Raw genomic sequence first — 19,286 nt, 5'->3', positions numbered from 1 at the left:
CCCGGATCGGGGTGGTCCTCCCCCGGACCCACCCCGCGGAGCGGGGGCAGCGAGGACTTGGGAACACGGCCTTCTCGGCCAAACAGCACATTCCGTGCCATTTTCTTCCGGCCCTCAGAACTGGCGCCATACGTTTCCCCCTGTTGCTCAGCGCACCGCTCGGTTCGACCGAGTGCCGCTGCCCCGCCGATGCTCATCGAGTTCGGACGGGAGCGGCCCGGCCGCTGCTGAGCCGCCCGGAACGCACCGCTGCGTGTCTCCGGGGCTCCTCCCCCGTGCGAGGTCCCCGGTCCGTCGCGCCTCGGAGTCCTCGACCCCCTGCGTCGGCGATCCGTCACTCCGCCCTCCGATCGAAAGACACCGCCATGTCACGCATCACCTCCGCCACCCCGTCCACCCGCCGCACCCGCGCGCTCCTCCGCTCCCTCGCGGTCACCGCCGCCATCGGGATCGCCGCCACCGGTGCCTCGTTCCAGATCGCGCCGGCCGCCTCCGCCGCTCCGGCCGCGGCCTCCGCGAGCGCCTCGACCTTCGGCCCGGACGGCACGCACTACCCCTCCGACACCCCCGACATCCGCTCCGCACTCCCCGCCGGCACGACCGTCGTCGACGTCGCGGCCTCGGGTCCCGCGATCCGCGCCGCGCTCGACGCCCTCACGCCCGGCCGGATCGCCGCCGGCGCCGTGGTCCGCGTCGCCCCGGGACGCATCCACGACCTCTCCGCGCTCGACGGCTACACGAACGACGGCCCGCTCAAGGTGCTGATCACGGCGCGCGACGGCTTCCAATCGGTGACCGGCGGCAGCTGGATGCTGAAGGGCGTCACCGGCATCACGCTGATGCGCTTCGACATCGGCTCGATCGACGTGAAGGGCGCGACGCACTCCTCATTCGCGTGGCTGCGGATCGCGAACAACTGGATCGGCCTCGCCGCCTCGTCGGGGATCCCGGTGCGCGACGTCGAGCTGCTCGAGATCGTCGAGCCGGAGTCGAAGCTCAAGAGCGGCGACTCGGCGCAGATCAAGGCCTACGCGCCGAACACGGTGAGCGACGTGCTGGTCGCGGGCGACTACATCGCGCCCTCGTACTACGTCGACAAGCAGTACGGCGGCGGCGCGAACCCTGCGCGCCCGCACACGGACAGCCTCCAGATCGAGGGCGCCGGCATCACCGGCCAGGTCACCGTCCGCGACACCGCCGTCTTCAGCTCGAACAACAGCGCGGTCATCGTCGGCGGCGTGAAGAACGTCCTCTTCGACCACGCGCTGATCGTCGGCGGCGACGTCGCCGCGCAGCGCTACCCGTTCCTCCCGGGCGGCGCCGGCTACCCCGGGGCCGTCAACGGCAAGGGCAGCGTCAGCGCGATCCAGGGCAAGGGCGGCGGCAACGTCGATGCGACCGACTCGATCTTCACCGGCTCGCTGCAGCCGGTCTGGGACACGGTCTCCGGCTCGCGGACCACCCTCACCGGCAAGGTCGCCCGGACCGGTGGCTTCTCCGTCGACACCGCTCTCAGCGCGCTGACCGCCGCCGGCCTCGACGCGCTGGCTCCGCGGCCGACAACGGCGTACCTCGGCGCCGCCTGGGACCACGTCACCGTCTCGGGCGGCACGACGACCGCGTCCGCGAAGGCCGCCACCCGCTCGGTCGCTCCGGCGCCGGCCGCGTCCGCCGCCCCGAAGTCCACCCCCGCCCCGAAGACCGCCCCGGCTCCGAAGACCACCCCGGCCCCGAAGACCACCGCGGCTCCCAAGGCGGCCACACCGGCTCCGGCGGCGCCCACCGCGAAGGCCAGCACCGCTCCGACGGCGACCGCGGCTCCCGCACCCGCCGCCACCCGGGCGCCCGCTGCCGCGAAGCCGGCTCCGAAGAAGCCCGCCGTCGACCGGACCGCCCCGGCCGTTGCGATCACCTCGCCGCGCTCCGGCGCCGTGCTCGGCGGCTCGACGACCGCCACCGTCACCGCGACGGACGATGTCGCCGTGACTCGCGTCACCTTCCTCCTCGGCGGCACCGAGGTCGGCGACGCCGCGCAGAACGCCGACGGCACCTGGTCGCTGACCACCAGCACAGCGGGCAAGCACGGGACCTTCCCGCTCGCCGCCCGCGCGACGGACGCCGCCGGCAACAGCACCGTCAGCGCCCCGGTCACCGTCACCCTGAAGTAGCCCCCACGCGGGTGGATCTCGATCCGCCCGCTGCGCGGGCTACTCGATCAGCAGGGAGGGACCCTGCCCTTGTCATGCTGGTCGAGTAGCCCGGCACGGGCGTATCGAGACCGACCCAACCCGGGGACGCCGGTCTCCTCCCGCCCTGCACAGTGCATGGCCGGGAAGCGAAGAGGTCCGCGTACCCCTGTCGCATTCGTTGACACCGGCGGCGGACCTCATTAGTGTCCCGAGTGCAGAAAAGTGTTACCGAGAACATCTGCATCCCTCGCCGACGACGTGCGCGCGTGCGGGCCCGGCGAAGAAGGGGTCCACCGCGCTCCGCGCCGGTGACCGGAGCTCCGGATCGGCCTCGTCGCCCAGCGCGAGGAACGCGTCCGGGGGCCGGACGGCATCGCTCCCGCAGGGGCCGGGGAGATCCGCCGGCGACGGCTCGACGCAGGGCTTGGCGCCCGCTCGAGCAGCGGTGCCCTCCGTTCGGGTCGGAGGGCACCGGCTCGCCCGCGCGCGCTTCGCGAGCAGGGGTCACAGCCTCGCGGCGACCGAAACACCGAAACTACTTTCTTTAACTCCCCGGGCTGGCTACGGTCGATCTCACCACCCGGAGGCCAGCGAAGACGGCTTCCTATGGGTGCGATTCACACTGCAAAGGAGCTCTCTGTGAGTAGATTTCGCAAGCTTTTCGGTCTGGCGGCAGCGGCGGCACTCGCCGCGACGCTCGTCGCCCCGACACTGCCCGCGTCCGCCGCGGGCAACACGCTCGTCGTCGATGCGGGCACGTCGATCGGACCCGTCACGCGGGTCGGCGCCGGCGGCCTGTACGCGCTTGCCACGCCGAACGACCCGGCACCGGGCCTGCTGACGCCGCTGCGCCTCAAGCAGAACACGCAGCCGGCCCCCGGAGTCGGCCAGCTCGGCAACGGAGCGACGACGCCGACCGGCGACGTGCTGAAGGTGGCCGGCACCTTCACCCGGGACGGAGCGCAGTCCTACGCGCGGATGCCCGACGTGTACCCCGACTTCCCGTACCGCTGGATCAGCTGGGCGGACTGGACGCAGAAGATCGACACGATGGTGAAGGCCCGTCTCGACGCCACCGCCACCACGAACATCAACGGCTGGGAGCTGTGGAACGAGCCCGACGGGACGTGGGACACGGCGAAGGCCGGCCCCTACCTCGACGGCTGGACCCGCACCTACCGGCAGGTCAAGCTCCAGGACACGATCACTCCGATCGTGGGCCCCAGCTACAGCCGCTACTACCCCGACCTGATGCGCTCGTTCATGGGGCGGGCGAAGGCCGACGGCACTCTGCCCGACGTCGTCGTCTGGCACGAGCTCGATGACGGGATCTACAACGACATCGACGAGCACGTCGCCGACTACCGCTCGATCGAGCGCGATCTCGGCATCTCGCCGCGGCCGATCTCCATCAACGAGTACGGCTCGCCGAGCCAGATCGACACGCCGAGCGTGGCCGCGCACTTCATCGCCCAGTTCGAGCGCACCGGGATCCACGACGCCGAGCGCGCCTACTGGTACGAGTCCGGCACCGTCGGCGGCCTAGTCTGGAACAACCGACCGACCGGCTCCTACTGGCTCTACAAGTGGTACGGCGAGATGGCCGGGAACATGCTCGCCGTCACGCCGTCCGGCGACCTGGACGGCTTCGCGTCCTACGACTCCAGCCGGAAGATCGTGAACGCGGCCTTCGGCGGCACCTTCGGCGACAACCAGGTGCAGGTGAAGGGCCTCACCGGATTCGGGACCTCGGCCAAGGTGGTCCTGAACTACACGCCCCGGTCGGGCCGCATGACCAACGTCGACGCGCCCACCACGGTGTCGACGCAGACCCTGCCGATCACGAACGGGACCGTCACCGTCCCGGTGACGAGCCAGGACTACCTCGGCGCCTACCAGCTCGTCGTCACCCCGGCGGCGGGTCCGACGACGAGCTATCAGCAGGTCTACGAGGCGGAGAACGCGACCGTCGTGAACGCCGCGCTCCTCTCCGCCGGAACGGCGTCGAACGGCGGCTACGTCGGCCGGATCGACGGCTCGTCGAACGCCCGCAGCGACAGCTTCGTCGACTTCGTCGTCGAGGTGCCGACCGCCGGCAGCTACGGGCTCGGGATCCGCTACGCCAATGGCGGGGTGAGCACCTCGACCCAGGGCCTCGCCGTCAACGGCAGCGCCTTCAGCACCGTCTCCTACCCGTCGACGGGATCATGGGGCGCCTTCGGCTCCTCCGTCTCGCGGCAGGTCGATCTGAAGGCGGGCTTCAACGTGATCCGGCTCGCGAAGGGGTCTCCCTTCTTCGCCGGCGGCTCCGGGTTCGCGGAGCTCGACAGCATCACGCTGACGCGCTGAGCGACACGGCCGTCCGGAGGCGCGTCGACGCTTCCGGACGGCCGCGGCTCACCGGTCTCGACCCCGACGGGGGGTCCCGCTCGCCCCGGATCCACGGCAGTGTTCACGGTAACAATCAGTGCGGACGAGCCGGCGTCTTCCCGCCCGGCCCTGCCATCCGGCCCGCTCCGTCCGGCGTCGTCCGGGCACTCCATCGAGGGGACACCATGCGCCGCGCTACTCAGTTCACCGGAGCCCTCTGCGGGCTCCTCCTGGCAGCGGGGCTCGTCGCCGCGCCGCACTCGGCCGTCGCCGCGCCGGCGGTGACGGCGAGCACCTCGACGCCTCCGGCCCGCGACGGGGGCGGAGTCGACTCCGCCCCCGCGGCGAGCGACGCCGTCGCAGAGCCCGGCTCGCCGTCGCTCCTCCGGGCGGCGGCCGCGCCGGCGGACTTCACCGACGTGGCGATCCCCTCCCGTGCCGACATCGTCGTGCACGAGGTGACCATCGCCCTCGTGGCGCCGCAGGGCACGACCCCGTCGTTCAGCGCGGAGGACGCGCGCCGCTCCCTCGAGCTCGTCGACGACTTCTACAACCGCGAGACCGGCGGAGCCGTGCGCTTCGAGCTCGAGCAGCTGATCGACTGGCGGAGCATCGACGAGCCGATCGGCTGCAGCGACACGGGCGGCCTGCACGACTGGATCGCCCGCACGACGGGCTGGCAGCCCGGACCGGCGCGGCACCTCGTCGCCATGGTGCCCCCGGGCGACCCCTGCCCGAACTTGGCCAACGGAGAGCAGCCGGGCGACCCGGACGACGGCGGGCGGACGTTCCAGGGCGGTCCCGACGCGATCCTGCTCGCCCACGAGCTGGGCCACAACCTCTCGCTCTTCCACGCCGCGAGTGTCCAGTGCGCCTCGTCGTGGGACGTCGCGCCCGGTGCCTCGTGCGCCCGGGAGGAGTACGGGAACCTGACCGACGTCATGGGCGACTCCTGGCTCTTCACTCCCCTCTCGGCACCGACCCTCGCGCAGCTCGGCATCCTCTCGGACACCCGGCAGCCCGTCTGCGGCGCGCCGCGGACGACCGTCATGGACACCCTGGGGGCCGGTCCGGGCACTCCTCGAGCCCTCACCTGGACCGACCCGCAGGACTCGGCGGTGCGGTACTGGGCGCAGTACAACGACAAGGCCGATCCGCGAGCGGACGGCGGCGCCTACAGCAGTCCCTGGCAGACGCCGCGGACGGTCTCCGGCGTGCAGATCCTGCGCAGCACCGGCGGCAGCGCCGAGCTGCTGCAGCGGCCCGGTGACGCGAGCGTCGGCAACGAGTTCGCCCTCGCCGGCGAGACCGTCGCCCTGAACACCGGCATGTCGCTCCGCGTGGAGGCCCTCGATGCGACGGCGCGGACGGCGACCGTCACCGTCACCGTGCCCTGCACCGAGGACGTCGGCGACATCACCCGCCGCGCCGCGGCCTCCGCGTCCTACACCTCGGGCTGGTCGTCCGTCGGGGACGCCGTCGACGGCAGGACCGGAACCGCGTGGAGCAGCTGGCCCCGCGTGGGCGAGCAGTGGCTCGGGCTCACCTGGCCGGCGACGGTGACCGTGGACAGCGCGTCGGTGCGCTTCGCCGCCGACGCGGCCGACAGCGCGCAGCAGGGCGTGATCCCGCCTCGGTCCTGGCGCGTCGACTACCTCGACGCCGCGGGCGCCTGGGTGCCGGTCGCGGGAGCGAGCCCGGCCGGCCGCGCTCGGGACGCGGTGAACACGGTCGCCTTCACCCCGGTGGCCACGACGGCCCTCCGCACGGTGTTCCAGGCCTGGGGAAGCGCGGAGTACGGAGGTTCGACCAGCGTCGCCGAGCTCAGCGCCACCGGCGTGGCCCCGATCGCCTCGCTCGTCGCCCGTGGCGCCGCGACGACCGTCGCCACCTCGTCGACGCGCGACGTCGCCGCCGGTGTGGACGTCCTCGACGCGCGCGGCCGGGCGCTCGGGGGCCGCGCCGTCTCCTTCACCCTCACCGGCCCGGCGACCTTCACCGACGGCACGAAGGCGGCGACGGTCCTCTCCGCGGCGACGGGAACGGCCGCGCTCCCCCCTCTCCGGACGGGAGCGACGACCGGCACCGTCTCGATCGCCGCCCGCGTCCCCGGGCTGCCGGCGGTGTCCCTGCCCCGCACCACGGTCGCCGCACCGCCCGCCCTGACGGCGACCGCGGCCACGCGCAAGACCCTCGGGACGGTCGTGCTCACGGTGACGGCGAAGAACACCGGCAGGACCGCGACGGAGATCACCATCGTCACCGCGTACGGCACCTCGACGATCGCAGGCGTCGCTCCGGGCGCGACGGTCTCGCGGGCGTTCGCCACCCGGCGATCCACCGTCCCGGCGGGCAGCGCACAGGTCACCGCGCAGACGGACGGCCTGCGCACGACCACCGCGGCGGCCTACCGCGGGCTGTGACCGGCGGGCGGCGATGGTCGAGCCGTGCTCGGCGGGAGCTGAGGAGCGCCGGCCCGGCCGCGACCCGGCGGGCAGCGGCTACGGATCTCCGAGCACCGCGAAGCCCAGCCGCCGGGCGGCGACGAGCACTACCGCATCGGCGGTCACGTCGCTCAGCGCCGTGTGGAAGCTCGGCCGCGGCGGGAAGGCCGGCTCCCGCTCGACGCGGCTGAACAGCGTAACGATCGGGTTGCCGGTGATCGCCGACAGGTGCCACAGCCCGTCGAGGCCGCCGAGGCGCTCCTCGATCGCCCGGGCCCAGGCCTGCGTGGCCCGCTTCGGCCCCATCTGGAGAGAGGCAGCCGCACTGTTGCGGACGGGCCACTCACCGGTGAGATCGAGGAGCGTCAGCGGACGGGACGGGCGCCAGCCCACGAGCCGCGGAGCGTTCTGCACGCGGTCGACCACCCGTCGACGCTGGTACGTCTCGCCGATCGCTGTCACGGCGTCCGTCGCGGCGTACAGGACACCGACGGTCGGGTGGTGCCCCGGAGGAGGCGGGTGCGGGTCGAAGCGCATCCCCGGCACCGGCCCGTGATGGCGCAGGGCGTCCCAGGCGCCCACGTGCTCGCCCGCGCTGCGATACACGCGCCAGAGCGATCCGGAGTACTCGCGCAGGTGCGACGGGTCGGTGACGAAGGTCGTCGGCGGGGTGAGCGGGACCTTCACGACTCGTCGAACTCGGCCAGCGCGACGAGGACCTCCCGCGGATCGCCTCCCCCGGAGAGCCACCGCACCGGGGTGACCGGCGTCTCGCCGATGAGGAGCTCCTCCTGCGGCGTGGTCATGAAGCCGAGCACGCTCGCGGGATGCATGTCGTCCGGGATCGCCTTGACGAGCGCGGGGACGCCCGGCAGCATCGGCCGCTCCCGGTCGTCGGTGAACTGCCAGGCCGGGAACCGCAGCTTCGAGCCGACCTTGAAGGCGTACAGCCCGTCCTTCGCCTTCCGGTGGCGCACGCGGGTCTCGTCGATCCTGAGTCGCGAGGCCACCTCGGCGGTGCCGAACGAGTCGACGATCGCCTGCAGCCGGGTGCGCCGCTCGAGGTCGGCGAGCTCTCCGCGCGCGACCTCCGCTTCGGCCTCGGCGAGCTCCTCCGCGGTCATCGACCCGGACTCGACGAGGAAGTCCGCCGCACCCTGGGCCAGCCCGCTGCCCGGCGACCGGTGTCGCGAGAGGAGTGCGGTCTGCTCCGTGAGGAGCGCGGCGAGCGTCTGCTCATCGCCTCCCCTGTCGCGGACGGCTCGATACAGCCCGTCCAGCCCGTCGGTCAGCTCGGGGTGGGCGACCATGGCGAGCAGCTCGGGAGAGAGCTGGACGAGAACGCCGCGGAGATGCTCGTGCACGACGTCCGGCGCGAGCTCGAGCTGGTCGGCGAGCTGAGACTCCGAGGCGCCCTGGGCGAGTCCGACGATGATCCTCAGCCGAGCCTCGAGGGCGGACTCGCTGCCGGGCCCCGTCGAACTCGTGACCGGCGGCGGACTCGTGGCGAGGTCTGTCATGGTCGTCTCCTCCTGCTCTCTGTGCACTGCTGATCCTAGTTCGGAAGCAGCATGCGCGGAGAGGTGGGGACGTCCGGCGGAGGTCGGTGGCGCGCGATGCCCGCCCGTCACCGCCGCGACGTCAGCAGCGTCCGCAGCGGTGGCGCGATCGACTCCCGGCGGAGCAGCGCGGTCGCGAGCAGGAGCAGCAGCAGCACCGAGCCGCGGACGAGGCCCTGCCAGTAGAAGGAGACGCCGAGCAGCACGAGGCCGTTGTTGATCAGGCCGAAGATCAGGACGCCGAGCACGGTGCCGAGCACGTTCGGCCGCCCGTGCGCCGAGAGCGTCGCGCCGATGAAGACCGCGCCGATCGCGTCGAGCACGTAGAGCTGGCCGCTCGCCGGCGAGTAGCCGTAGCTGCGCGAGGCGAGCGCGATGCCGGCCAGAGCGCCGATCAGCGCCGCGACGACGAACGCGGAGGCGAGCGAGATCCCGACGCGGCGGCCGGCGATGCGGGTGGCTCCGGGCTGCTCCCCCGCCGCGGTGAGCACGCGGCCCCAGCGGGTGCGGTCCAGCAGCAGCCAGACCGCGACGGCGACCGCGATCGCCAGCAGCACCGGGACGCCGATGCCGAGCACGGTCGCGTTCCCCCAGGCGGCGAAGGCGCCGGGCGTCGCCTGGCGGCGCAGGTAGATCGGCGCGCCACCGCCGGTGAGCAGCTGCTGGGCGCTGGTGCCGATGAACCAGACCGACAGGGTCGCGAGGAAGGCGCGGATCCTCAGCACGATCACCAGCACCGCGTTGACCACGCCCGCGAGCGTCCCGAAGCCGAGGCCGATCAGCACCGCGAACCAGGTCACGTAGCCGTCGGCGATCAGCGCGGTGGCGCCGAGGGCCGCGAGGTCGATCGCGATGCCGATCGAGAGGTCGATGCCGCCGGCCCGGACGACGAGCGTCATCGCGCAGGCCGCGATCAGCAGCAGCGCCCCGGCGCTCGCGACGTTGAGCAGGTTGGTCGGCGCGAAGTAGCCGGGCACGCTCGCGCCGAAGACGGCGAGCAGGAGCACGACCGCGGCGGGGGCGAGCAGGCGGACGGCGAGGGCCCGGCGGGACTCGGACACGGGCAGGGCGACGGCGGTCACGAGCGGACCCCTCTCTCGCGGAGGGCCGCGAGGCCGAGTACGAGCAGGATGAGCAGCCCCTTGATCGCGCCGACCCACTGGCTGTCGACGCCGATCAGGGTGAAGCCGTTGCCGAGCGCCGCCACGAAGACGGCGGCGAGCAGCGTGCCGCCGATGGTGACGACGAAGCGGCGCGAGAACACGACCGAGAGGTAGGCGGTGACGATGATGTCGAGCAGGATCTGGTTGCCGATCCCGGGCACGGCGGCGGCGAGGCGCGCGGCGAGCAGCAGCCCGGCGATGCCGGCGAGGAGCCCGGAGAGCAGGTAGCTGGTGAGCACGTGGCGCCAGACCGAGACACCCGCGACGCTCGCCGCGGTCGGGTTCTGGCCGACGGCGTAGCTGCGGGTGCCCCAGGAGGTCCGGCCGACGGCGAGGGCGGTCGCCACCGTGACGACGGCGAGCACCGCGACCGGCGCCGGGAGGCCGAGGACGCTGCCGCCGCGCAGCCAGTCGAAGAGCGGATCCGCGACCGGCACCTTGACGTTGTCGGTGGCGAGGAAGACGACGGAGCCGACGATCCCGGAGACGGCGAGCGTGGCGAGCAGCGGGCGGAGGCCGAGCACGACGGCCGTGCCGCTGATCGCGCCGAAGCCGACCGAGACGAGCAGGGCGAGCAGCACGGCGGGCAGTGCGCCGAGGCTCGCTGTCAGGGCGACGGCCGCGACGACGCCGGAGAGGCCGACGATCGGTCCGGAGGCGAGGTCGATGCCGCCGCGGACGACGTCGTCACCCCCGGTGATCACCACGATCGCGAGGCCGAAGCCGGCGATCGCGGGGACCACGGCCTGGATCAGGATCGTCGAGACGTTGCCGCCGGTCGCGAAGACGGGCGAGGCGGCGCTGAACACCGCGATCTCGAGGACGACGACGAGGTAGCCGATCAGGGCGAGCGCGCCGATGCCGCGGCGGCGGGCGCGCGGGGCGGCGGGCGTCTCCGCCGGGGACGCCTTCTCGGGGGGCGCGGTGGTGAGGGTCATCGGGCACTCTCCAGTGCTTCGGGGGCGACGGCGCCGGAGGCGATCGCGAGCACGCGGTCGACGCTCAGCTCGCGCCGGGGCAGCTCGGCGCGCACGGCGCCGCGGTGCAGCACGAGGACGCGGTCGGCGAGCCCGACGAGCTCCTCGAGATCGAGGGAGACGAGGAGGATGCCGGCGCCCTCGTCGACGAGCCGGTCGATGAGTGCGTAGACCGCGGCGCGGCTGCCGATGTCGACACCCGCGGTGGGCTGATCGAGGACGAGCACCCGCGAGCCGGCGGCCAGCCACTTCCCCACGGCGACCTTCTGCTGGTTGCCGCCGGAGAGCGTGCCGACCACGGCCTCCGGATCGGCGGGCCGCACGTCCAGCGCGGCGATCTGCTCGAGCGCGAGCGCCCGGTCGCGGCGGCGGCTCGGCAGCAGGCCGCCGAGGCTGATCCGCCCGAGCGACGCGATCGAGAGGTTCTCCCGGACGGTGTGCGCGAGCAGGACGCCGTCGCGGCGCCGGTCGCTCGGCACGTAGCCGCCGCCCGCGGCGACGAAGGCCCGGGCGGAGGAGGTGGCGGTGCCGGCCACGCGCACCCGGCCGCTGCGACGGGCGAGGCCGACCACGGCGTCCGCGAGCACGTCGACCCCGGAGCCGACGAGGCCGGTGACACCGACGATCTCGCCCGGGCGGACCACCAGGTCGAGGGCGTCGAGCGCGCCGGGCACGGTCAGCGCCTCGAGCTCGAGCAGCGGCGCGACGTCGGCGGCGATCACGCGGTCGGAGCGGAGCGCGAACTCCTCCACGTCGCGGCCGAGCATCAGCTCGACGATCCGGGCGCCCTGCTCGGCGTCGCCGTCGATCAGGTCGAGCCCGCCGACGTTCGCGCCGTTCCGCAGCACGACCACGCGGCTCGCGACGCGCTGCACCTCCTGGAGGTAGTGCGAGATGTAGATCACCGCGACGCCGCGCGCCTGCAGCCGGCGGATCGAGGCGAAGAGCGCCGCGACCTCCTCGGCGGCGAGCGGCGCGGTCGGCTCGTCGAGCACCAGGATCCGCGGCTCGACCAGCAGCGCGCGGGCGATCTGCAGCTGCTGCTGCTCGGCGACGGTGAGGTCGTCGACGAGGGTGCCGCCGCGGACGACGAGGCCGACCAGCTCGGCGAGCACGGCCTCGGCCGAGGTGCCCCGGCGGCGCAGCCGCTCGTGGCCGAGGTAGAGCTGCTCCGCCACGGTCAGGCGGCCGGCCAGGTGCCGGTCCTGGTGCACGACCCGGATGCCCGCCCGCTCGGCGTCGCGCGGGGCGGTGATCGCCACCGGCGCTCCGTCGATCGCGATCGAGCCGGCGTCCGCCGAGTACAGGCCGGTGAGGATCTTGATCAGCGTGGACTTGCCCGCGCCGTTCTCACCGACCAGGGCGACGACCTCGCCGCGGCCGACCGTGAGCCCGACGTCGCGCAGCACCGGGACGCCGGCGAAGGACTTGGAGATCCCCGCCATCTCGAGGGCCGGCGGCGGGACGACCGCGGGACTAGCCACCGAGACCGAGCTCCGCGGTCTTCTCGGCGATGTTCGCCTTGTCGATGAGCACCGGGGCGAAGTAGGTGGTCGGCGTGACCGCGTCCGCCTCGCCGCCGAGGAAGCGGGCCACGTTGTCGGCCGAGCCGGCGCCGATGGCGAGGTTCTGCTGCGCGACGGTCGCGGTGTAGGAGGAGTCGGGGTCGGCGATCAGGTCGAGCGCGCCCTGGTCGGCGTCGACGCCGTAGATCTTGATCTCGTCGCGGCCCGCCGCGTCGACGGCCTGCGCGGCGCCGATCTGCGGGGTGTCCCAGCAGGACCAGATCGCCGAGATCTCGCCCTTCGGGTAGCGCGAGAGGGCGTCGCCGATCTGCTGCTTCGCGTCCTCGATCGTGCCCTCGTACTTGTCCTGCAGCTCGGGCTGGAGGATCGAGATGCCCGGGTAGTCCTCGAGCACGAGCTTGAGCTCGTTGTAGCGGATGCGGCAGGGCGCGACCCCCGGGAAGCCGTTGAAGACCAGGATCTGCCCGGAGCCGCCGATGTCCTCGGCGATGGTGCGGGCGAGGGTCGAGCCGATCTGCCAGTTGTCGCTGGTGACGTTGTTCTCGGAGTACTCGGACACGTTGTCGATGGTGAACAGCGGGATGCCCGCGTCGTGCACCTCCTTCAGCGCCGGCGCGAGGGTCGTCGCGTCGCCGAGGATCACGATGATCGCGTCGGGCTTCTGGGCGACGAGGTTCTCGATGTCCGAGACGTGCTTGTCGTCCTTGGCCTCGGCCTGGGTGGCGACGACGGTGCCGCCGAGCGCCTCCACCCGGTCCTGCACCGACTGGTACACGATCCGGGAGAAGTCGTGGACGATGTCCTTCGCCGCGACGCCGACCGTCTTGCCCTCGAGGCTCGGGACGTCGGCGGTCGAGGCCGCGGCGGTGGTCGCCTCGGCGGCGGCGGCGTTCGCGGCGTTCGCGCCGGAGGACTCCTCCTTGAGCGAGCAGCCGGTGAGGACCAGCGTCGCGGCGGCGAGGAGCGCCACCGCGGAGGTGAGGGAGCGGAATCGCATGGGAGAGCCTGCTTCGGTGTGGGACGTCGGTGCGGGAGAGGGAGGCGGTGCGCCCGGAACCGTGGTGGGCCGGGCGGCGCTGCTGGCCATCGTGGCGGCGGCGCGGCGAGTCGTCACGCCCGCCGGTCATCCACCGCAACGCGGCGTCACACGGCGCAACACGGCGGCCGTTCGTTACGCCGGATTGCGCCGGCGGCGACGCGGTGTCGGCCGTCCCTCCTAGGGTCCGAAGCGCACCAGCCCCGAACCGAACGGAGTCCCATGGCGTCCCGCATCGTCCTCAACGCCTTCGACATGACCTGTGTCGGACACCAGGCGCCCGGCCTCTGGCGGCACCCCGACTCGCAGGCCGACCGCTACAACGACCTCGAGTACTGGATCGACCTCGCGAGGACGCTCGAGCGCGGCACCTTCGACGCGCTCTTCCTCGCCGACGTGCTCGGCGTCTACGACGTCTACCGCGGCTCCGTCGGCCCCGCGCTGATCGACTCCGCGCAGGTCCCCGTCAACGACCCGCTGCTGCAGATCCCCGCGATGGCCGCCGCCACGAAGCACCTCGGCTTCGGCGTCACGATCTCGCCCACCTACGAGCAGCCGTACGCCCTGGCGCGCCGGCTCTCCACGCTCGACCACCTGACCAAGGGGCGGATCGGCTGGAACGTGGTCACCTCCTACCTCGACAGTGCCGCGCAGAACCTCGGCCTCGAGCGCCAGATCCCGCACGACGAGCGCTACGACATCGCCGAGGAGTTCCTCGACGTGAGCTACAAGCTCTGGGAGGGCTCCTGGGAGGAGGGCGCGGTGCTGCGCGACCGAGAGCGCGGCGTCTTCACCGATCCGCGGAAGGTGCACCCGATCGGCCACGCCGGCACCCACTACCGCGTGCCGGGCATCCACCTCTCCGAGCCGTCGCCGCAGCGCACGCCGGTGATCTTCCAGGCGGGGGCCTCGCCGCGCGGCATCGACTTCTCGGCGAAGCACGGCGAGGCCGTCTTCATCAACGCGATCCGGCCGGAGCTGACCCGGCGGACCACGGATGCCATCCGGGACCGTGCTGAAGCCCACGGACGCCTGCGCACGGATCCGAAGATCCTGATCCTCGCGACCGTCATCGTCGCCGAGACGGACGCCGAGGCGCAGGCCAAGTACGCCGACTTCAAGACCTACTCGTCCCGGGAGGGCGCGCTCGCGTTCTACGGCGGCTGGTCGGGACTCGATCTCTCCCAGTTCCCGGCGGACGTGCCGCTGGACTACGTCGACACCGACGCGGTGCGCAGCGCCCTCTCGATCTTCACGAAGGCGGACCCGGACCGCGCCTGGACCCCGGACGACGTCGCGGAGTACCTCGGCATCGGCGGCATCGGCCCGGTGATCGTCGGCTCGCCGAGCACCGTCGCGGACGAGCTGGAGCGCTGGGTCGACGTCGCCGGGATCGACGGCTTCAACCTCGCCTACGTGGTCACCCCCGGCACCTTCGAGGACTTCGTCGACCTCGCCGTGCCCGAGCTGCGCCGGCGCGGCCGGGTCTGGGAGGAGTACGAGGGCGCGACTCTGCGCGAGTACCTCCAGGGCCCGGGCAGCGCCCGCGTGAAGGACTCGCACCCCGCCGCCGCCTACCGCGGCGCGTACACCGGCTCGCCCAGCGCCGCCGACGGACTGCCCGACAGCGTCCTCTCCGTTCTGCCCGCCCTCGACCCGGAGCCCGTCCGATGACCCAGACCGCCCCTGCCCCGACCAGCCCCGAGTCCCGCCCCGAGCGCCCGCGCTCGCACTGGGACCGCGTCGCCACCGCCGCCGAGCACGCGCACTGGGACGCCGTCGCGTCCGGCGTCGCCGCGACCCTCGCGGCCGACGTCCTCGAGCGCGACCGTGGCAACCTCGACCCGACCACCGAGCTCGAGCCGCTGCGCTCCTCGGGCCTCGTGAACCTGCTCGACCCGGCCGAGTACGGCGGTGGCGGCGCGGTCTGGAGCACGGCGTTCCGGGTGATCCGGATCCTCGCCGCCGCGGACGCCTCGCTCGCGCAGATCCTGCTGTACCACTATGTCAACTCGGCCAACATCGCCTTCTCGGCGCCGGAATCGGAGCGCGCGCGCTTCTACCGCGCGACGATCGAGGGCCGCCGGCTCTGGGGCGACTCGGTGAACCCGGTCGACCCCGACCTCGAGCTGACGCCGCGCGGCGACGGCTTCGAGCTGAACGGGCTCAAGCGCTTCTCGACCGGGGTCTCCTCGGGCGACGCGGTGCTGGTCAACGCGGTGATCTCCGGCGGCGACCGCTCCGGCGAGACGCTGACCTTCGTGCTCCCCCGCGACCGCGCGGGCATCGAGCCGCTCGGAGACTGGGACTACCTCGGCCAGCGGCAGAGCGCCTCCGGCTCGGTGCGCTTCACCGGCGTGCGGGTGGACGCGTCCGAGATCCTCGGCGCGCTCGTCGACGAGCCGTTCGCGACGCTGATCACGCCGTCGATCCAGCTCGGCTTCGGCAACCTCTACCTCGGCATCGCCCAGGGCGCGCTGGCGAAGGGGCGGGGGCTCACCCTCGGCCGGAAGAACTCCTGGTTCCTCTCCGGCGTGGAGACCTACGCGCAGGATCCGTTCGTGCGGCGCCTCTACGGCGAGCTGGTCGCGCACACGGCGGCTGCGGAGGCGCTGGCCGACCGCGTCGGCGCGCTGCACGACGCCGAGGTCGCCCGCGGGGCGGCGGTGACGGCCGAGTCGCGCGCCGCTCAGGCGATCGAGATCGCGAAGGTGAAGATCGTGACGGACGCGCTCGCGCTCGACGTGACGACCCGGATCTACGAGGCGACCGGCTCCTCCTCCGCGAAGAGCTCGATCGGGCTCGACCTCTACTGGCGCAACGTCCGCACCCATTCACTGCACGATCCCGTCGACTACAAGAAGCTCGAGGTCGGCGCGAACTACCTGACCGGCGACGTCCAGCCGCTCTCCCTGTACACATGAGCGGCACGGGATCCGAGCGCCTGGCGGAGGCGCGAGCCGCGTTCCGCCCGGTCTTCGACGAGATCGCGGCGGGCGCCGTCCAGCGCGAGCTCGACCGCGAGCTGCCCTTCGAGCCGATCGCGCGACTGCGCGCGGCCCGCTTCGGCGGTCTTCGGGTGCCGGTCGAGCACGGCGGCCGCGGGCTCACGCTCCGCGAGACCGCGTCGCTGCTGATCGAGCTGGCGAGGGCGGACTCGAACGTCGCCCAGGCGCTGCGCGGCCACTTCGCCTTCGTCGAGGACCAGCTATCCTTCCCGCCGTCGCCGGCGCGCGACGGCTGGCTGCGCCGGCTCGCGGCGGGTGAGCTGGTCGGCAACGCCTGGAGCGAGATCGGCACGGCCGCGGTCGGCGTCACGCAGACCACGCTCACCCGCCGGGGCGACGAGCTGGTCGTGAACGGCACCAAGTACTACTCCACCGGCACGATCTTCGCGGACTGGACCGACGTCGTCGTGCGCCGCGAGGACGGCACGGACACCGCCGTGGTGGTGCGCGTCGACCAGCCGGGCGTGGTCGCGACCGACGACTGGTCGGGCTTCGGCCAGCGGCTCTCGGGCAGCGGCACCACCGTCTTCACCGAGGCGCTCGTCGAGCCGGAGCACGTCTTCGCCTCGGTCCTGCGGGCGCCGCACCAGACGCCGTTCTTCCAGCTCGAGCTGCTCGCGGTGCTGGCGGGCATCGCCGCCGCGGTCGAGCGGGACGCCGTGGCGGCCGTCCGCACCCGCTCGCGGGTCTACAGCCACGGCCTGGCCGATCACGGCCGGGACGACGCGCAGATCCAGGAGGTGGTCGGTGCGATCTCGGCGATCGCCTTCGGCGCCCGGGCCGCGGTGCTGGTCGCGGCGGAGGCTGTCGGCGAGGCGGCAGTGGATCCGTCACTGGTGCCCGCGGCCGGCGCCGAGGTGTACCGGGCGCAGGTGCTGCTCACCGAGTCGGTACCGCGTGCGGCGACCCTGCTCTTCGACGCACTCGGCTCGTCCGGGGTCGCGAGGGGCGCCGCGCTCGACCGGCACTGGCGCAACGCCCGCACGGTCGGCGCGCACAATCCGGTGATCTACAAGCAGCGGATCGTCGGCGAGTGGGCGCTGAACGGCACGCCGCCGCCGCTCGCCTGGTCGATCGGCGTCGGGCGGCCGCAGGGCTGAGCCGCGGATCAGGCGTGCCGGTTCAGCGCCCCGCCTGCACCGCGTGCAGCGTCGCGTAGCGCCCGCCCGCCGCGAGCAGCTCCTCGTGGCTGCCGGTCTCGACGATCCGCCCGCGCTCGAGCACGACGATCGTGTCGGCCGAGCGGATCGTCGACAGCCGGTGCGCGACGACCAGGGTGGTGCGGCCGCGCATCAGCCGCAGCAGCGCCTCCTTGACGGCCGCCTCCGACTCCGGATCGAGCGCGCTGGTCGCCTCGTCGAGCAGGAGCACCCGTGGGTCGCGGACCAGGGCGCGGGCGATGGCGATGCGCTGGCGCTGCCCGCCGGAGAGACGGGCGCCGCGCTCGCCGACGACCGCGTCGAGGCCGTCCGGCAGCTCGCGGACGAACTCCAGGGCGTTCGCGTCGCGGAGTGCGGCGAGGATCCGCTCCTCCCCGACGCCGGTCAGCCCGTAGGCCACGTTGTCGCGGATGGAGCCCTCGAAGAGCACCGAGTCCTGCGGCACGACGGAGACGGAGCGGCGCCAGGTGCGCAGGTCGAGGGTCTCGGCGTCGACGCCGTCCAGCAGGATGCGACCGCCGCTGGGGCGGAGGAAGCCCAGCACCAGGTTGAGCATCGTCGACTTGCCGGAGCCGGAGGAGCCGACGAAGGCGACGGTCCGGCCGGGCTCGATGTCGAGATCGATGCTCCGGACGCCGACGGTGCTCGCCGCGCCGGCGCCGCTTGCGCCACCGACCCCGTCCGCGCCGTAGCGGTAGGTCACGTCCTCGAGCCGGATGCGCCCGCGCACCTGGGCCGCGCGCGCCTTGCCCTCGTTCTGCTCCAGGTCCGGGTCCTCCAGCAGCTCGCCGATCGAGCGGATCGACTCGGTGCCGCGGGCGATGACGGGCAGCAGCATCAGCAGGTTGGTCATCGCACCGGTCAGCAGCGCGAAATAGGAGCTCAGCAGCACGACCTGGCCGGGGGTGATCGGCAGCCAGCCGCTGATCGAGACCCAGGCGGCGAGCACCAGGCAGCCGATGCCGAGCAGCTGCAGGCTCACCCAGGAGAGCGAGGCGAAGCGGCCGTTCAGCAGGTCGAGGCTGTAGCCGGCCGAGCGGACGCCCTCGGCGCCGGCGGCGACCCGCGCGACCGCGGTCTGCTCGAGACCGTGCGCGCGGGTGATCGGAATGAGCGTCGCCATCTCGCCGACGCGCGCCGAGAAGTGCTCCACCTCGCGGCGGAACTGCTCGTTGCTCCGGCGCGAGCGGCGGCCCAGGAAGGCGCGCAGCAGCACCGCGAGCGGGATGGCGCAGGCGTAGACCGGGAGGAACGCGGGCACCTCGATCGCGGTCATCACGACCGCGCCGATCGCCACCATCGTCGCGGAGAGCAGCGGGTGGCCGACCTGCTGGTACATCGTCTCGATGTTCTCGACGTCGCGGACGACCTTGGTCTGCACGATCGACGAGCTGGCGCGGGAGTGGAAGCCGATGGAGAGGTTCTGCAGCCGGGCGGCGAGCGCGTTGCGGAGGTCGGTGCCGGTCTGGCGCACGGCGCTCATGTAGAGCCGGGTGTACATCACGTGGTTCGGGTAATTCTGCAGCAGCGCGAGCAGGGCGATACCGGCCCACAGCCAGAGCGTCGACTCCGGACCGCCGGCGACGACGACGTCGACGATCGCCCCAGTGACCACCGGGAGCAGCCAGAGCGGGGTGTCCTTGACCGCGAAGAACAGCACGGCGACGACCACGCGCGGGCGGTAGCGGCCGAGCAGGCGGAGGGCGGAGCGGCCGGGGTGACGGCGGTCGAGCAGCAGCGGGGCCTGCGAGGGACGGGCTTCTCTCACGAGACGGTCGACTCCGATCGGGGTGTCCGCAGCGCCTTCGGGAGCGACCGCTCCGACGGGGACGCCCTCGACGCTACCCGGGCGGC

13 protein-coding genes are annotated in these 19,286 nt (G+C 73.1%); 6 read left to right on the top strand and 7 right to left on the bottom strand.

From position 1 onward, the window contains the following. Positions 1–365 precede the first annotated feature (365 nt). The 3 genes from EDF45_RS16440 (at position 366) to EDF45_RS16430 (ending at position 6,982) form a co-directional block, all read left to right on the top strand. Positions 366–2,168 (top strand): Ig-like domain-containing protein, encoded by a 1,803-nt coding sequence (locus tag EDF45_RS16440; protein WP_123737086.1) that lies wholly within the window; start codon positions 366–368, stop codon positions 2,166–2,168. 660 nt (positions 2,169–2,828) lie between these two features. Next, the gene (locus EDF45_RS16435) at positions 2,829–4,538 is read left to right on the top strand and encodes a CBM35 domain-containing protein (RefSeq protein ID WP_221181140.1); all 1,710 of its coding nucleotides are present in this window, start codon (positions 2,829–2,831) and stop codon (positions 4,536–4,538) included. 206 nt (positions 4,539–4,744) lie between these two features. Then, the gene (locus EDF45_RS16430; protein ID WP_123737088.1) at positions 4,745–6,982 is read left to right on the top strand and encodes a discoidin domain-containing protein; all 2,238 of its coding nucleotides are present in this window, start codon (positions 4,745–4,747) and stop codon (positions 6,980–6,982) included. A 78-nt stretch (positions 6,983–7,060) separates the two neighbouring features. Here the strand turns inward: EDF45_RS16430 and EDF45_RS16425 are convergent, their stop codons facing one another. The 6 genes from EDF45_RS16425 to EDF45_RS16405 all read right to left on the bottom strand — a co-directional run bounded on the left by EDF45_RS16425 (position 7,061) and on the right by EDF45_RS16405 (position 13,225). After that, positions 7,061–7,690, bottom strand: a complete 630-nt coding sequence (locus tag EDF45_RS16425) for an RES family NAD+ phosphorylase (RefSeq protein WP_185020228.1) — start codon at positions 7,688–7,690, stop codon at positions 7,061–7,063. Beyond that, a complete protein-coding gene (locus tag EDF45_RS21365; protein ID WP_185020227.1) occupies positions 7,687–8,523 on the bottom strand; it encodes a hypothetical protein in 837 nt (278 codons plus the stop codon). Before EDF45_RS21365 ends, EDF45_RS16425 begins: the two co-directional genes overlap by 4 nt. A gap of 107 nt (positions 8,524–8,630) precedes the next feature. Further along, positions 8,631–9,644 carry an ABC transporter permease gene (locus EDF45_RS16420; RefSeq protein WP_123737090.1) on the bottom strand — a complete coding sequence of 338 codons (1,014 nt, stop codon included), beginning with the start codon at positions 9,642–9,644 and terminating at the stop codon, positions 8,631–8,633. Beyond that, positions 9,641–10,663, bottom strand: coding sequence for an ABC transporter permease (locus EDF45_RS16415; RefSeq protein ID WP_123737091.1), 1,023 nt, complete (start codon positions 10,661–10,663; stop codon positions 9,641–9,643). The genes EDF45_RS16420 and EDF45_RS16415 overlap by 4 nt, the downstream gene beginning before the upstream one ends. Continuing rightward, positions 10,660–12,186 (bottom strand): sugar ABC transporter ATP-binding protein, encoded by a 1,527-nt coding sequence (locus tag EDF45_RS16410; protein WP_123737092.1) that lies wholly within the window; start codon positions 12,184–12,186, stop codon positions 10,660–10,662. Before EDF45_RS16410 ends, EDF45_RS16415 begins: the two co-directional genes overlap by 4 nt. Next, complete coding sequence (locus EDF45_RS16405) at positions 12,179–13,225, bottom strand: sugar ABC transporter substrate-binding protein (protein WP_123737093.1); 1,047 nt, start codon at positions 13,223–13,225, stop codon at positions 12,179–12,181. Before EDF45_RS16405 ends, EDF45_RS16410 begins: the two co-directional genes overlap by 8 nt. Positions 13,226–13,486: 261 nt before the next feature. Here EDF45_RS16405 and EDF45_RS16400 point away from each other — a divergent pair, with 261 nt between their 5' ends. The 3 genes from EDF45_RS16400 to EDF45_RS16390 are packed head-to-tail and all read left to right on the top strand — an operon-like array spanning position 13,487 to position 17,372. Next, positions 13,487–14,938 (top strand): LLM class flavin-dependent oxidoreductase, encoded by a 1,452-nt coding sequence (locus tag EDF45_RS16400; protein WP_123737094.1) that lies wholly within the window; start codon positions 13,487–13,489, stop codon positions 14,936–14,938. Then, a complete protein-coding gene (locus EDF45_RS16395; protein WP_123737095.1) occupies positions 14,935–16,188 on the top strand; it encodes an acyl-CoA dehydrogenase family protein in 1,254 nt (417 codons plus the stop codon). Before EDF45_RS16400 ends, EDF45_RS16395 begins: the two co-directional genes overlap by 4 nt. Beyond that, positions 16,185–17,372: an acyl-CoA dehydrogenase family protein gene (locus tag EDF45_RS16390; RefSeq protein WP_123737096.1), complete on the top strand. Its 1,188-nt coding sequence runs from the start codon at positions 16,185–16,187 to the stop codon at positions 17,370–17,372. Before EDF45_RS16395 ends, EDF45_RS16390 begins: the two co-directional genes overlap by 4 nt. A 22-nt stretch (positions 17,373–17,394) precedes the next feature. Here EDF45_RS16390 and EDF45_RS16385 read toward each other — a convergent pair whose 3' ends face one another. After that, positions 17,395–19,200 carry an ABC transporter ATP-binding protein gene (locus EDF45_RS16385; RefSeq protein ID WP_123737097.1) on the bottom strand — a complete coding sequence of 602 codons (1,806 nt, stop codon included), beginning with the start codon at positions 19,198–19,200 and terminating at the stop codon, positions 17,395–17,397. Positions 19,201–19,286 lie beyond the last annotated feature (86 nt).

It is taken from the genome of Rathayibacter sp. PhB186, from assembly GCF_003751825.1.
In the GTDB taxonomy this organism is placed as follows: domain Bacteria; phylum Actinomycetota; class Actinomycetes; order Actinomycetales; family Microbacteriaceae; genus Rathayibacter; species Rathayibacter festucae.
Note: the sequence above shows the minus strand (reverse complement) of the source record. Positions and strands in the feature narration are given on the sequence as shown.

Bases quoted from the DNA above. Each gene is read 5' to 3' on its own strand.
- EDF45_RS16440 (WP_123737086.1), top strand. From the start codon at position 366: ATGTCACGCATCACCTCCGCCACCCCGTCCACCCGCCGCACCCGCGCG.
- EDF45_RS16430 (WP_123737088.1), top strand. From the start codon at position 4,745: ATGCGCCGCGCTACTCAGTTCACCGGAGCCCTCTGCGGGCTCCTCCTG.
- EDF45_RS21365 (WP_185020227.1), bottom strand. From the start codon at position 8,523: ATGACAGACCTCGCCACGAGTCCGCCGCCGGTCACGAGTTCGACGGGG.
- EDF45_RS16415 (WP_123737091.1), bottom strand. From the start codon at position 10,663: ATGACCCTCACCACCGCGCCCCCCGAGAAGGCGTCCCCGGCGGAGACG.
- EDF45_RS16405 (WP_123737093.1), bottom strand. From the start codon at position 13,225: ATGCGATTCCGCTCCCTCACCTCCGCGGTGGCGCTCCTCGCCGCCGCG.
- EDF45_RS16400 (WP_123737094.1), top strand. From the start codon at position 13,487: ATGGCGTCCCGCATCGTCCTCAACGCCTTCGACATGACCTGTGTCGGA.
- EDF45_RS16395 (WP_123737095.1), top strand. From the start codon at position 14,935: ATGACCCAGACCGCCCCTGCCCCGACCAGCCCCGAGTCCCGCCCCGAG.
- EDF45_RS16390 (WP_123737096.1), top strand. From the start codon at position 16,185: ATGAGCGGCACGGGATCCGAGCGCCTGGCGGAGGCGCGAGCCGCGTTC.